Raw genomic sequence first — 12,500 nt, forward strand, 5'->3', positions numbered from 1 at the left:
AGTGAGCGTCGACCGCCCGGGCGACGGGTTACGCCGCGCCGACCGAACTGCCGACACTGTCCGCTCCCGGGGTGTGCCAGCGCCAGCAGCGAACGGGAGCGGACCTCATCGAGCGGGAGTACGTACTGTTCCGTACATCACTGTTTTGGACGCCGCCCGAACGAAATCCAATTGTAGTCAAGGCAGAGACATCTCTGCATGACGACGAGCGTGGACGCGAACGACCCCGACGGGACAGTCGATCTGCCGGACGGGCGGACGGTCGCGTACGACGAATACGGTTCCCCGGACGGGGTGCCGGTGATATACCACCACGGGACGCCCGGGTCCCGGCTCCTCGGTGCCGCGTTCGAGGACATAGCGGAGTCGAACGGGGTACGGCTGATCGCCCCCGACAGGCCCGGAACCGGACAGTCCGACCCGGTAGCGAACCGGAGTCTCGGCGGTTGGGCGGACGACGCCGTTGCGCTCGCTGACGGCCTCGGCGTCGACGAGTTCGGCGTCCTCGGCTTTTCCGGCGGCGGTCCACACGCACTCGCGGTCGCCGCTCGTCACCCCGAGCGCGTCGACCGCGTCGCGCTGGTAAGCACCGTCGGTCCGCCGTCCGCGCCGAACGACGGTGCGGGACTGACGAGCAAGACGCTGGACGCGGTCGCTCGCCGGTCGGCGCTACTGACTGGCGTGCTGTTCCGGCTACAGGCGTTCGCCGTCGAGCGGTCCGACGCCGAGTCGCTGGTCGGGCAGTTCAGCGACCGGCCGCTCGCCGACTTCGAGGAACGAACCGAGCGACCGTTCGGTCCACTCGTCGAAGCCAACCTCCGCGAGGCGTATCGCCAGGGGAGCGCGGCCGCTGCTAGCGAGAGTCGACTGTTCGTCCGCGACTGGGGGTTCGACATCGACGCTGTCGCCACTCCGGTCCGTCTCTGGCACGGCGAGGCAGATACGAACGCCCCGCCAGCGGCGGCGGCACATCTCGCCGAACGGCTTCCGGACGCCAAACTGACTCGGCTCCCGAACGACGACCACCTGTCGGCGCTGGTCGAAAGTCGGGAGTCGGCAGTCGAATGGTTTTCCGACTGATCGGTGAGAGGGCTCGGCGACGGTCTACATGGGGTCGGCGACGGTCTACATAGGATCGGCGTTTACTATACCGTCGGACGGAGGCCAAGACTGTCGACACCGAGTCGAATCTCGTCACGACGGTCCGTTCGACGGTATCGGTTTTCGGGAGACTCGATCAGTTTTCGCGAGGCTCGGAGTGTTCCTGCACGTACGCGAGCAGGTCCTCGCCGGACACCGGGAGTCCTTGCCGCGAGAAGAAGTTCGCGACGTTCTCGCAGTCGCGTTCGAGGAAATCGACGGCGTTGGGGTGGTGGATCGTCACCGCCTGCCCGACGTCGATGACGACGAGATGGTCGTCGTAAACGACGACGTTGTACTCCGAGAGGTCGCCGTGGACGAGTCCGGCGTCGTAGAGGCGGCGGATGTACTCCCGGACGACCTCGTATGCCGTCTGGGGGTTCTCGACGTCGACCTCCGCGAGACGCTTCGCGCGTTCGCCGTCGTGGCCCAGGAACTCCATGACGAGGGCGTTGCGCTGGACGGCGATGGGGTTCGGGACGCGGACGCCCGCCTTCTGGGCGCGTTTGAGGTTCGCGAACTCCTTTTTCGTCCACGCGAGGACGGTCCGTTTCTTGTCGCCGCCGAGTTCCTCGATGCGGGGGTCGCCAACGAGATACTCCCGCATGTCTTTGAAGTCGCTGGCGTTGATTCGGTACACCTTGATCGCAACTTCGCCGCCGCTACCGAGCGCGGAGTAGACGTTCGCCTCCTTGCCGGTCGAGACGGGGCCGCCCAGTGCGTCGACGTAGCCGTCTTGAACAAGTTTGTACAGGGCGGCGAACGTGGCGTCGTCGAACACCGACGCTTCGACCTTGAATCGCTCGCTGTTTTTGATCTTCTTGCGAAACTCGTCGAACTCCCGGTCGCGCTGACGGGCGATCTCGTCCGCCTCGGTGTCGGAAACGTCGAGTTCTTCCCACTCGTCTCCGGGGCCGTCTGCGTTCTCCTGGTCGACCAGTGCGTACTCGTCGTTCATCGTCGCACCGGCGGATCACCCGCTAGTCGGTCGTCGGGATACGGCGTCGCCATGAGAAGAGCTACTGAATGTGTCCTTCTTCGCGGAGCTGGTCAGCTTCCTGTTTCTCGTAGCGCCAGGTGATGTCCGCCTTCTCGTCCTGCCAGTCCCACGGTTCGACCAGCACGACGTCGTCTTCGCGGATCCAGATCCGCTTTTGCATTTTGCCCGGGATACGGGCCGTCCGTTCCGTCCCGTCCGCACAGCGGACTTTGACTCGGTTCGCGCCGAGCATGTTCGTCACTGTGGCGAACACCTCGTCCTCGTCAGGCATGCGAAGGTCTTTGCGCCCCTGGTTGTCGCTCATACGCGAGATAAGGTACGGCAGACCTTTAAATGCGCGGGAGACGGCCGCAATACATCGCCGGCCTTTAAGTGTAGACTCACGTCTTCGAACCCATGATAAAGAAACTCGGCGCTGTCGGCATAGTCGGTATCGTCGTCGTGCTTGCGGGGTTAGCGCTCGTCGCGTGGGAGAGTCAGATCATCGCTGCCGGACTGGCGCTCATGCTGCTCGGCTTCGTCCTCACGGTGAAAGCACTCGTCAGCAACCTGCTCTCGTCGTTCGGCATGGGCGGGATGATGTAACACTGCGGGAGAACCGCTTCGCACCCCCTTATTTTTACGTCCCCGTCACCGCGAACGTTTTTGATCCCGCCCGTCGAAGCCGCGACCATGGAGAAAGTCTCGATCGACGACGTGGAACCGAGCACGTTCGATCCGGAGAACCGGACGCACGACCGTCGCGGCCTCACCGAGCCGCTGAACGCCGGGGACGTGGCCGTCGCGCGCTACGTCCTCGAACCCGGCGAGCGGTTCAGCGGCGCGCTCCACGCGCACATGGACCAGGAGGAGATATTCCTCGTCGTCGAAGGAGAGGCGACGTTCCGAACGAGGGAGGGCGAGGTCACCGTCAGCGAGGACGAGGCGGTCCGGTTCGCCACCGGCGAGTTCCAGACCGGCGGGAACGAGGGCGACGAGGATCTGGTGGCGTTCGCGCTCGGCGCGCCGCGGGAAACCGAGGACGTTCGCATCGCCCGAATCCCGGGCGTCGGCAACGTCGCCTGCCCCGACTGCGGACACGACAACATGCAGATTCCGGGAACCGACGGCGAACCGCTGGTCTGTCCCGAGTGCGACGGGGAGTTAACCGTGAAGTAACAGAGCGCCCGTCGGTCAGGACTGCAGTTGCTTGCGGCCCGGTTCGATCAGGCGGTCGAGGTAGTCGGCAAGCGCCGACTTCGCGTCCGCAGGGTGGAGTTCGCCGCTCTCCAGGTCGTCCGCGAGCGCTGCGTAGTCACCGTACTCGAGGTTGCCGCCGTACTGGTCAGGGCGCTCGACGACGACTTCCTCGAACCGCGGGAACACGTGGTACTCGAATATCTGAAGGACCGGGTTCTCCCGCTCGTTGCCGTCGTCGTCCGGTTCCGGGTCGCGCGTCGGCGGGCAGTACGCCGAGTTGACCTTCTCCGCTAAGTCGTCGGCTGAGTCCTCCATGGAGATGGTGACGCCCTCGCTGCTGGACATCTTCCCCTCGCCCGTCGTCAGGTCGGCGAGGATAGGCGTGTGCAGGCTGGTCGGCGAGTCGTAGCCCAGTTCCGGCAGGTTCTCGCGGGCGAGCATGTGGACCTTCCGCTGGTCTATCCCACCCACTGCGAGGTCGACATCGAGATATTCGATGTCCAACGCCTGCATCAGCGGGTAGACGACGTGGCTCACCTTTGCCGTCTCGCCGCTCTGGATCTCGGCCATCGCGCGCTGGGCGCGGTTCAGCGTCGTCTCCACCTGCATGGCGTGCAGATCGAGTTCGTACTCCTCGTCCATCTGGTACGTGGAACCGTAGACGAAGTCGGTCTTGTCCTCGTCGAGGCCGTACGCGATGAACTGCTGTTGCATCCGCTCGGCCGTATCGCGGATCTCCTCGAACGTCCCCTTGTCGTTGAGGTAGGCGTGGACGTCCGCGAGCAGGACGGTCACGTCGAAACCGGCCTCCTGCAGGTCGATGAGTTTGTTCGCGGTTAACATGTGACCGATGTGGAGGACGCCGGAGGGTTCGTAGCCGACGTATGCCCGCTTCACCTCGGGGCTCTCGGCCATCTCCTCCACCTCGTCCTCGGTGACCACCTCGGCCGCGTTCCGGGTGATCAGGTCGTACGTATCCATACCGAGAGGGTGGACGAGCGAGGGTTTCAACGCTACGGTGTTCGGCGAACGGGCGTCGGAGCCGATCATTCCGAGTTACGGCCGGCGAGCGCGGTGAGAAGCGGACGCGACGAACCGCGCGACTCTGGGGAGGGCAGGCAGGCGCGACAAGAGAAAGGTCCGCGAGCGAACGTGCGTAGCGAGTGAGCAAGCGGCCTTTTTTGATCGACATTTTTTGGAGGAGTGGTCGCCTTCGGCGACCCGACGAGAAAAAAGGTCGCGTTAGTCGGACTCGCCGCGGTCCGCCCGGTGTTCGCTGATTAGCCGGTCGAGTTCCTCGGCCTTGCGCTCCTTGCGCCGTTCCTCCGCGCGGTCCTCCCAGTCGTCGATGACGGCCTCGACCTCGCTCTCGCGGGCGACCGCGAGTTCGTCGACCTCCTGCATGGCCACGTCGTCCGCGGGGCCGACCGGGATCCCGTTCTTGAAGAGGATCTCGTCGGCGATATCGGAGATCGCGCCGCCGTTTTTGAGGACGACGCGTGGGTTCACGTCGACGAGTTTCTCGGCGGTGCTGCGGCCCGCGCCGCTTGCGTCCCGGAGGTAGATCACGTCGTCCTCCGCGAGGCCGTACGACTCGTTTGCCGCCTCTAGCGCGCCTCTGGTGAACTTCTCTACCGGTTTGACCGGAACGAGGCCCTTCTTCTCGGCCGCCACGTCGCTGAAGTTCGAGTGGTCGAGTTTCCACAGTTCCTTGAGGCGGTCGAGTTTCCCCTGGAGTTCCTCGTTGCGCCCGCGTTCTTCCTCTAATTCGCGTTCGAGGCGCTCGGTCTCGCGTTCGAGGCGGGTCACCTCGCGGTCCTTACGGACCTCGCGGCGCTCCTCGCTGCGGGCCGCGTCGAGGTTGCTCTCCAGTTCGTCGATGCGGTCGTCTTTCTCCGCGACGGTGTCGTTCAGGTCCTCGACGTGCGCTTGCAGGCGCTCGACCTGCCGTTCGAGGTCTCGGATGCGCTTTTCCTCGGCAGTGAGTTCGCGGGGGGTGTGCTCGGTGGTCTCTTCCTCCTCCTCGGGGGTTTCGGTGAGGTCGTCGATAACCGACTCGACTGACTCGTCGCCTGCGATGACGCGGGCGGTGATCTCGCCGCGGTTCATCCGCGGCGGCACTTTCCGGGCGATGCGCTCGAACTGGTCCTCGTGGTCGTCGAACGCGAACAGCGCGGCGGCCATCGCGTCCCGTTCGTGGTCGTTGTCGTAGCCGATATCGCGGGTCCGGTGCTGTTTCTCGTCGACGGGGAGGTCCGACATCGGCGACCACGCCGCGGCGTCGAAACTGCGACGGATCTTCTCGACGGTCTCGGGCATCGGCGTCACGTCCGCGGCGACGAGCAGCGGTCGGCCGCGCTCGACTATCCACTCGATGACGGCGGCGGTGTCTGCGGTCCGCGTCGAGAGGACGTCGAGGACGCCACCGTCCAGGTCGACGATGGCGACGGCGGTCGTCGTCCCGGGGTCGATGCCGACGAGAACGTGGTCCCGTCGCTTGGCGAGTGGCCGGAATTCGATGCCGTCGCGCCGGACGCGCTCGATCTCGGTCCGGGTGTCGCCGTTTCGCCGGCGGGAGACTGGGATGTCTTGCGGACGGGCCGTCACGCGGAAGACAGCGTTGGAGTAGCCGCCGTACTTCTCGGTTGCATCTTTCTCGTACTCCAGGCCAGCGTCGTCGAGGGCTGACTCAACCTCGCGGGCCCGAGTACGGACCGCCCCGTGGATCCGACGGGTGAAGCGGTCCTCGCTCCACCCGCCCTTGCCGGTCGAGCGGCCGCGAGAGACCTTCACCTCGGTCGTGTCCGTGAATGCGGACACCTCCTGCCCGACGTTGCGGGCAGCGAGGCGGGCCGAGGCTTCCGCCTCCTGCATCGGATCCTTTCCGTAGGGAACGCCGTGCCTGCCGGCGACCCGAGAGAGTGGTTCCGGCTGTTCCGCGCCCGTGACCTGAACGAGGCGCGTCTCGTCCGGGAGTTCGCCGAGGAAATGCACGAGCGCGTCCTTGTCCTCCGCGAGTTCGTACATGTTGTCGGTCGCGATGATGTCCGGGCGCTCGTCCTCGATTAGGCGTCTGAGCTTCCGGTACGTGACGACATCGCGGTCGATGTCCTCGCCGTCGAAGACGACGAGCGCGTAAGAGGGAGCGTCGCCGCGGACGTCGCCGCTTTGCACGTCGACGCCGAAGACTACCGTGTCGAGGGCACTCGTGCGGGTACTCACAGGACGGCGTAAGGGAGTCACAGATATAAAAGACCGGGCGGAAGTCGGAAGACCTCAGTAGAGCGTCCCCTCAGCGACCGTCACTCAGCGTCCGGGTACGGCACTTCGACGGTCTGTCCGTCGTCGGGAACGAACGCCTCGCCGTCGAACGTCTCCCGCGCCTGTCGTTCGTGGTCGGAAACGTCGCCCGCGTAGCGCGAGGAGATGTGCGTCATGGCGAGGCGTTTCGCGTTCGCCCGCGCTGCGATCTCCGCGGCCTGGCGCGCCGTCGAGTGGCCGGTCTGACCGGCGCGTTCGGCGAAGTCGTCAGCGAACGTTGCGTCGTGTACGAGCAGGTCAGCGTCCTCGGCCACCTCGACTGTCGCCGCGATCGGCCGGGTATCGCCGGTGTAGACGACGCGTCGGCCGGGCCGCGTATCCCCGACGACCTGTTCGGGGCGGACGACAGTTCCGTCCTCCAGTTCGACGGGTTCTCCCTCGTGAAGACGGCCGAACTTGGGGCCAACTGGGACACCCAACTCCTCCGCCTTCTCGCGGTCGAACCGGCCCTTGCGGTCGTCTTCGACGATGGCGTAGCCGATAGCCTTGGTGCGGTGGTCGGCCTCGATGACGCGCACCTCGTAGTCGGACTGTGTCAGCGCCACGTCGCCGTCGTCGACCTCGTTGACGCGAACCCTGAACGAGGGCCGCGTGTTGGCGGCGTACAGCAGGTCCTCGACCTCGGATCGCGTCCCTCGCGGCGCGTGGATCGCAAGCGGTTCCTCCCGGTCGTTGAAGTCCATCGTCTGGATCAGTCCCGGAAGGCCGAGAACGTGGTCGCCGTGGAGATGCGTGATGAAGATGTGCGAGATCGAAAACCCGGTTCCGAACCGCATCATCTGGCGCTGAGTCCCCTCTCCCACGTCGAACAGCAGGCCGTCACCCTCGCGGTTGACCATCAGGCTACTGGGGTTTCGCTCGGTCGTCGGCACGGCCCCACTGGTCCCGAGGAAGGTGACGCGAATCGACATTGACGTATCGTCGGCCGCCCTCGCCTAAACCCGCTTCGAAACGGTGACCGGAGTCGTTCCTCCACCTGCAACGCGGCCGCCGGAACCGACCGATTCTTACCCCTGACGGAACTACCAGTGGGTGATGGACGCGCCGCTGTGGACCGACACCTACGCCCCAGATCTCGCGGACCTGCCGCAGGACGACGTTCGGGAGTACCTCCAGAAGGCCGTCGACGAACCGCTGAACCTCGTCGTCCACGGCCCGAAAGGGAGCGGCAAGACCGCCGCCGTGCGAGCGCTGGCCCGCGCAGCTCACGACGACCCGGACAACGACCTCGTCGAGATAAACGTCGCGGACTTCTTCGACCGGACGAAAAAGGAGATCAAAAACGACCCGCGGTTTGCCTCCTTCCTCAACGGGCGCAGCAGCATGGCCAAACGGGACATGATAAACCACGTCCTCAAGGAATCAGCGAGCTACGCACCCGTCTCGGGGACATACAAGACGGTCGTACTCGACAACGCCGAGGGGATCCGCGTTGACTTCCAGCAGGCGCTTCGCCGCGTGATGGAGCGCCACCACCAGATGACCCAGTTCGTCATCACGACCCGTCAGCCCACCAAGCTCATCCCGCCGATCCGCTCGCGCTGTTTCCCGGTCCCGATGCGCGCACCGACCGACGACGAGGTCGTCGCCGTCCTCGAAAACATCGTCGAGACGGAGGGCGTCGACTACGACGACGACGGACTGGAGTACGTCGCCGGCTACGCCGGCGGCGACCTCCGGCGGGCGATCCTCGCCGCCCAGACCACCAGCGAAGCCGAAGGCGAGGTCACGATGAACGCCGCCTACGAAACGCTCGGCGACGTCGGCGCGGACACCCAGGTGAAAGAGATGTTAGACGACGCCGAGGCCGGGGAGTTCACCGACGCTCGGAGTACGCTCGACGACTTGCTCGTCGACGAGGGGTTCAGCGGCGAGGAGGTCCTAGACGACATCCTCCGGATCGCGCGCTCGCGCTACGGCGGCGAACATCTCGCCGAACTCCACCGCATCGCTGGCGAGATAGATATGGACCTCGCGGAGGGGACGAACGACAGACTGCACGTCTCGCACTTGCTCGCGGAGATAGGCCGGTAAGCGGGTCGACGATCGATCCGCGTCTACACCTTTTTGTACCGAACCGCGGCCAGACCCCTCGTGACCTGACCAGACGACACGGGGCGGACGAGGCGGTTGTGCGACGACTCGTCCCGTGACATGCGGTGTCGCCTGTTAGTTTCATGGGGGATACACTTATCAGAAGCATCCGCCAAGCCGAACCATGTCGAGAGAACGTCAGACCCCGCCGATCGTTCTCCCCGAGAGGGAGCATGACTGAAAACGCCGTCAGGGAGAGCTCAGAGGACGCCTCGCTTCCCGCGCGACTGGAGCGGGCCGGGGTCGTCGTCGGGGCGACGCTCCTGCTCTCCCTGCCGATGGGAGTCGTCGGGTCCCATCTTCTCGATGCCGGATAGCCTCCCTGGATAGCAGGTGTGTTGGTGTTTGCACCCGGGTTCGTCGTCGGCGTCCTCGCCTCGACGGACCGCATCCCCGTCTCGTACGGCCAGATCTGGTCATTTTCGCTGACGAGTTGGTTCGTCACGCTCCTTCTGCTCGGTGCCACCGGGTCGAACCAACTGACGGCCGACAGGACCGTCGTCCTCGGGGCCTGGCTCACCGGACTCCTCGTCGGTGCCGTCGTCGCCGGCCGAAAGTGGTTGTGCGACCGCCTACTCTAACACCAGCACGTGCCGCGTCAGCGACCGGTGGACGCGGCGCTCGAACGACGATTCGATCTCCCAGCCCACCTCGCGGGCGGTACCGGCCCACGAACGATCAGCGACCATCACCGTCCGGGGCGCGAGCCGGCGCGCCTCCGCCAGCGCGCCGGCGACCAGGTCGTCCAGGTCGTGAGCGGCGATCTTCGACTGGCGGCCGTAGGGCGCGTCGAAGACCACGCCGTCTACGGGCCAACTCCGTGAGTTCGATGAGGCATCTTCGTCGCTGTCAGTGGCGTCACCGGCAAACGGTAACCGAGTGGCGTCGCCGCGGACGACTCCGTAATCGCCGTCAGTGCCGAGAAACTGAGCCAGGTTATCGCGGGACCCTCGAACCATCCGCGCCTGCGCGTCGCTACCGAGAACGCGCGCGCCGACGAGGCCCGCTTCGACGAGGACGCCGCCAGTTCCGCACATCGGGTCGAGGATCGTCCGGCCGGGTGCCGCGCCAGCGATGTTTACGAGTGCTCTGGCGAGCAGCGGGTCCATGCTCCCGGGCTGAAAGAAGGCGCGGTCGGTCGGTTTGCGTTCGCCGTAATCCCGCCGGCTCTCGGCGGCGAGCCAGCCCAGAATCGATGTATCTGCGGGGTCGGCGTCGACGTCACCCGACGGTTCGCCGCGGGCGAACACCGCACGGATTTCGTGGTCGGGGTCGTCGAGGTCTATCGTGAACCCCCGGTCGACGAGCACGTCGCCGAGCTCGCGTTCGACGGCCTGCGTATCGATATCGGCGCTCCCGCGAACGTCTCGTGCGCGGACGGCGACGGTCCCCTGGCGGTCGAGCGTCGACGCCGAGAGCAGTGCGCGAGCGCCGTCGACCGTCGCGTCCGCGCGGCCGATCATCTCACTCGCTCGGTGCGTGTAGGCGAGCGTCCGGACGCGGTCGCGGTTGATCGCCGTCGCGGTGGCGAGACCAGGTCCGACGATCGAGACGTCAGCGGCGGCGCTCGCAGCCTCGCGGGCCGCGAACGCGTCGTCTTCACCGCCGAGTTCGAGGACGTACACGACAGAGGGTCCGGGTGGCCCGACAATGATACTGTCGGCTGATACTGGCGAGCGTACTGTTTCACACTGTCGGACGGAGACCCATGACGACTGTCGACACACCAGGGTGTCGGATCTCGTCACTGACGTACGGCCGACAGTGTAGCGTATTTGGTCGATTGGCTCGGTATAAACGGCCCATTCGGTGTGTCTCGTGGACGACCTGTCTGCGGACGGCACCAACCTTTATAAACCTTAAATACGTCTTTTAAGTCGACTCATGACTGATCCCAAGGAAACCATTAATATCGAAAACGTGGTAGCCTCGACGGGTATCGGGCAGGAACTGGATCTGCAGAGCGTCGCGATGGACCTAGAAGGGGCCGACTACGACCCCGAGCAGTTCCCCGGTCTCGTCTACCGAACGCAGGACCCCAAATCCGCCGCTCTCATCTTCCGGTCCGGCAAGATCGTCTGTACTGGCGCGAAGTCGACTGACGACGTCCACGAGAGTCTCCGTATCGTCTTCGACAAGCTCCGCGAACTGGAGATCAACGTCAACGAAGACCCCGAGATCGTCGTCCAGAACATCGTCACGAGCGCGGACCTCGGTCGTAATCTCAACCTCAACGCTATCGCGATCGGTCTCGGTCTCGAAAACATCGAGTACGAACCCGAGCAGTTCCCGGGTCTCGTCTACCGCCTCGACGAGCCCGAGGTCGTCGCGCTCCTGTTCGGCAGCGGGAAGCTCGTCATCACCGGCGGGAAAAAGCCAGAAGACGCCGAACACGCGGTCGACAAGATCGTCTCTCGACTCGAGGACCTCGGTCTGCTGGAGTAAGATCGGTACGCACTACCTGTCGGACTCCGATCGGTCGACATGGCATTCGTCGCACAGTTGGATCCGGCCGGCGGAACGCTGGTGGCATACGTCGGGACCTTTCTGATATTCGCACTCGGCTATTCAGTGACCGCGCATATCGCCGCGCGGTACGTTCTCGGGGAGGTATCGGCGCGGCGGGCCCTGCTCGTCGGACCGGTCCCCGCCGCCGCTTCCGTGCTGCTCCAGCACTACGGGCCGGCGATCACGATCGGCGTTACGATGTTCGGTGATTACCTCGCCATTCGGAGCGCGTATCGGCTGAACTACCGGCTCGCAGGACTGGTCGCCGTCATCCACTACACGGTGACCGTGATCGCCGGAATCACGCTCGTGAACCTGGTCGGCTTGCTCGGGACGGCACCGACGTGACGCTGTGCGGGCGGACCGATACCGTTCGGGTCGGCGGAGCTATTCGACCAGCCGCTCGATCTCCGTCACGAGAATACCGCTCGCGCCCTGTTCTTTCACTTCCGTGATCGTCTCGAACACGTCGCTTTCGTCGACGACGGCGTGGACAGCGACCTTCTCGCCGCCGTTCTCGTCCGCGATGTCCATCACGGTCGGGCCGCCGAGGCCCGGGATCACGTCGCGCACCTCGTCGAGGCGGTCCTGCGGGGCGTTCATCATCAGGTAGCGCTTGCCGTCCGCGGAGAGAACGGACTGGAACGCGGTCTCCGTCTGCTCGACTTTCGGGTCGTCAAGCACGTCGTCGCGCGCGATCAGGTGGACGGAACTGGAAAGCACTTCGTCGATGATGGCGAGGTTGTTCACCTTGAGCGTCGTCCCCGTCGATGTGATGTCGATAATGGCGTCGGCCATATCGACGTGCGGAGTGAGTTCCGTCGCACCGGTAACCTCGACGATGTCCGGGGAAACGCCCGTCGTCTCGAAGTACGTCCGGGCGACGTTGGGGAACTCAGTCGCGACGGTGCCGCCCTCCAGGTCGTCGACGGACTCGATCGTCCCGTCGCGCGGCGCGGCGAGGACGAGGCGACAGCGGCCGAACTCCAGGTCGAGGAGTTCGACCACGTTTCCGGGCTCTGCCTCGCGAACCTGGTCGAGGCCCGTGATGCCCACGTCGGCCGCGCCATCGCTGACGTACTCCGGGATGTCCGCGGCCCGGGCGAACAGTAGCGTCACGTCCGGGTCGACCGTATCGGCGTACAGTTTTCGGTCCGCGCCGTCGACGACGTGGAGACCGGCGCGTTCGAGCAACTCGATAGTGGGTTCGTGGAGACGACCCTTGTTCGGCACGGCGATGCGCATGGTCGGGTCAACG

At 65.2% G+C, this 12,500-nt stretch carries 15 protein-coding genes; 8 read left to right on the plus strand and 7 right to left on the minus strand.

Translation table 11 applies throughout. The features are described 5' to 3' along the window. Positions 1-198: 198 nt before the first annotated feature. Positions 199-1,080, plus strand: coding sequence for an alpha/beta fold hydrolase (locus EYW42_RS17290; RefSeq protein WP_135536693.1), 882 nt, complete (start codon positions 199-201; stop codon positions 1,078-1,080). A 157-nt stretch (positions 1,081-1,237) separates the two neighbouring features. Here EYW42_RS17290 and rio1 read toward each other — a convergent pair whose 3' ends face one another. Both rio1 and eif1A read right to left on the minus strand, forming a co-directional pair. Next, positions 1,238-2,098, minus strand: coding sequence for a serine/threonine-protein kinase Rio1 (gene rio1, locus EYW42_RS17295; RefSeq protein ID WP_135536695.1), 861 nt, complete (start codon positions 2,096-2,098; stop codon positions 1,238-1,240). Positions 2,099-2,159: 61 nt separating this feature from the next. After that, a complete protein-coding gene (gene eif1A, locus EYW42_RS17300; protein ID WP_135536696.1) occupies positions 2,160-2,444 on the minus strand; it encodes a translation initiation factor eIF-1A in 285 nt (94 codons plus the stop codon). Positions 2,445-2,536: 92 nt separating this feature from the next. On the opposite strand from eif1A, the gene EYW42_RS17305 reads away from it, so the two are divergent. Together EYW42_RS17305 and EYW42_RS17310 are read left to right on the plus strand one after the other, a co-directional pair. Continuing rightward, complete coding sequence (locus tag EYW42_RS17305) at positions 2,537-2,725, plus strand: DUF7470 family protein (RefSeq protein ID WP_135536699.1); 189 nt, start codon at positions 2,537-2,539, stop codon at positions 2,723-2,725. An 87-nt stretch (positions 2,726-2,812) separates the two neighbouring features. Then, positions 2,813-3,298 carry a cupin domain-containing protein gene (locus EYW42_RS17310; protein WP_135536701.1) on the plus strand — a complete coding sequence of 162 codons (486 nt, stop codon included), beginning with the start codon at positions 2,813-2,815 and terminating at the stop codon, positions 3,296-3,298. Between the two features lie 15 nt (positions 3,299-3,313). On the opposite strand, the gene EYW42_RS17315 is transcribed toward EYW42_RS17310, so the two are convergent. The 3 genes from EYW42_RS17315 to rnz all read right to left on the minus strand — a co-directional run bounded on the left by EYW42_RS17315 (position 3,314) and on the right by rnz (position 7,551). After that, positions 3,314-4,300, minus strand: coding sequence for a tyrosine--tRNA ligase (locus EYW42_RS17315; protein ID WP_135536703.1), 987 nt, complete (start codon positions 4,298-4,300; stop codon positions 3,314-3,316). Between the two features lie 261 nt (positions 4,301-4,561). Beyond that, positions 4,562-6,541 carry a DUF460 domain-containing protein gene (locus EYW42_RS17320; protein ID WP_135536705.1) on the minus strand — a complete coding sequence of 660 codons (1,980 nt, stop codon included), beginning with the start codon at positions 6,539-6,541 and terminating at the stop codon, positions 4,562-4,564. A gap of 80 nt (positions 6,542-6,621) precedes the next feature. Continuing rightward, a complete protein-coding gene (rnz, locus tag EYW42_RS17325) occupies positions 6,622-7,551 on the minus strand; it encodes a ribonuclease Z (protein ID WP_135536708.1) in 930 nt (309 codons plus the stop codon). 124 nt (positions 7,552-7,675) lie between these two features. On the opposite strand from rnz, the gene EYW42_RS17330 reads away from it, so the two are divergent. From EYW42_RS17330 to EYW42_RS17335, 3 genes are all read left to right on the plus strand, one after another. Further along, a complete protein-coding gene (locus tag EYW42_RS17330) occupies positions 7,676-8,674 on the plus strand; it encodes an AAA family ATPase (RefSeq protein WP_135536710.1) in 999 nt (332 codons plus the stop codon). Positions 8,675-8,907: 233 nt separating this feature from the next. After that, complete coding sequence (locus tag EYW42_RS19570; RefSeq protein ID WP_161972974.1) at positions 8,908-9,051, plus strand: hypothetical protein; 144 nt, start codon at positions 8,908-8,910, stop codon at positions 9,049-9,051. Positions 9,052-9,075: 24 nt separating this feature from the next. Continuing rightward, positions 9,076-9,315, plus strand: coding sequence for a hypothetical protein (locus tag EYW42_RS17335; RefSeq protein WP_135536713.1), 240 nt, complete (start codon positions 9,076-9,078; stop codon positions 9,313-9,315). On the opposite strand, the gene EYW42_RS17340 is transcribed toward EYW42_RS17335, so the two are convergent. Next, the gene (locus tag EYW42_RS17340) at positions 9,307-10,359 is read right to left on the minus strand and encodes a THUMP domain-containing protein (RefSeq protein ID WP_135536714.1); all 1,053 of its coding nucleotides are present in this window, start codon (positions 10,357-10,359) and stop codon (positions 9,307-9,309) included. The genes EYW42_RS17335 and EYW42_RS17340 overlap by 9 nt on opposite strands. A gap of 259 nt (positions 10,360-10,618) precedes the next feature. Between EYW42_RS17340 and EYW42_RS17345 the strand changes: the two genes are divergently transcribed. Both EYW42_RS17345 and EYW42_RS17350 read left to right on the plus strand, forming a co-directional pair. After that, positions 10,619-11,179 carry a TATA-box-binding protein gene (locus tag EYW42_RS17345; protein WP_135536715.1) on the plus strand — a complete coding sequence of 187 codons (561 nt, stop codon included), beginning with the start codon at positions 10,619-10,621 and terminating at the stop codon, positions 11,177-11,179. Positions 11,180-11,218: 39 nt separating this feature from the next. Next, a complete protein-coding gene (locus EYW42_RS17350; protein ID WP_135536716.1) occupies positions 11,219-11,590 on the plus strand; it encodes a DUF7473 family protein in 372 nt (123 codons plus the stop codon). A 39-nt stretch (positions 11,591-11,629) separates the two neighbouring features. On the opposite strand, the gene hisG is transcribed toward EYW42_RS17350, so the two are convergent. Continuing rightward, positions 11,630-12,487 carry an ATP phosphoribosyltransferase gene (gene hisG, locus EYW42_RS17355; protein ID WP_135536717.1) on the minus strand — a complete coding sequence of 286 codons (858 nt, stop codon included), beginning with the start codon at positions 12,485-12,487 and terminating at the stop codon, positions 11,630-11,632. Between the last annotated feature and the right edge of the window lie 13 nt (positions 12,488-12,500).

The organism is Halostella pelagica (genome assembly GCF_004762015.1).
Lineage (GTDB): Archaea > Halobacteriota > Halobacteria > Halobacteriales > Natronoarchaeaceae > Halostella > Halostella pelagica.

What these genes read in the sequence shown, in the direction of transcription:
- EYW42_RS17290 (WP_135536693.1), top strand. Translation starts at nt 199, where the DNA reads ATGACGACGAGCGTGGACGCGAACGACCCCGACGGGACAGTCGATCTG.
- rio1 (WP_135536695.1), bottom strand. Translation starts at nt 2,098, where the DNA reads ATGAACGACGAGTACGCACTGGTCGACCAGGAGAACGCAGACGGCCCC.
- eif1A (WP_135536696.1), bottom strand. Translation starts at nt 2,444, where the DNA reads ATGAGCGACAACCAGGGGCGCAAAGACCTTCGCATGCCTGACGAGGAC.
- EYW42_RS17305 (WP_135536699.1), top strand. Translation starts at nt 2,537, where the DNA reads ATGATAAAGAAACTCGGCGCTGTCGGCATAGTCGGTATCGTCGTCGTG.
- EYW42_RS17310 (WP_135536701.1), top strand. Translation starts at nt 2,813, where the DNA reads ATGGAGAAAGTCTCGATCGACGACGTGGAACCGAGCACGTTCGATCCG.
- EYW42_RS17315 (WP_135536703.1), bottom strand. Translation starts at nt 4,300, where the DNA reads ATGGATACGTACGACCTGATCACCCGGAACGCGGCCGAGGTGGTCACC.
- rnz (WP_135536708.1), bottom strand. Translation starts at nt 7,551, where the DNA reads ATGTCGATTCGCGTCACCTTCCTCGGGACCAGTGGGGCCGTGCCGACG.
- EYW42_RS17330 (WP_135536710.1), top strand. Translation starts at nt 7,676, where the DNA reads ATGGACGCGCCGCTGTGGACCGACACCTACGCCCCAGATCTCGCGGAC.
- EYW42_RS19570 (WP_161972974.1), top strand. Translation starts at nt 8,908, where the DNA reads ATGACTGAAAACGCCGTCAGGGAGAGCTCAGAGGACGCCTCGCTTCCC.
- EYW42_RS17345 (WP_135536715.1), top strand. Translation starts at nt 10,619, where the DNA reads ATGACTGATCCCAAGGAAACCATTAATATCGAAAACGTGGTAGCCTCG.
- EYW42_RS17350 (WP_135536716.1), top strand. Translation starts at nt 11,219, where the DNA reads ATGGCATTCGTCGCACAGTTGGATCCGGCCGGCGGAACGCTGGTGGCA.
- hisG (WP_135536717.1), bottom strand. Translation starts at nt 12,487, where the DNA reads ATGCGCATCGCCGTGCCGAACAAGGGTCGTCTCCACGAACCCACTATC.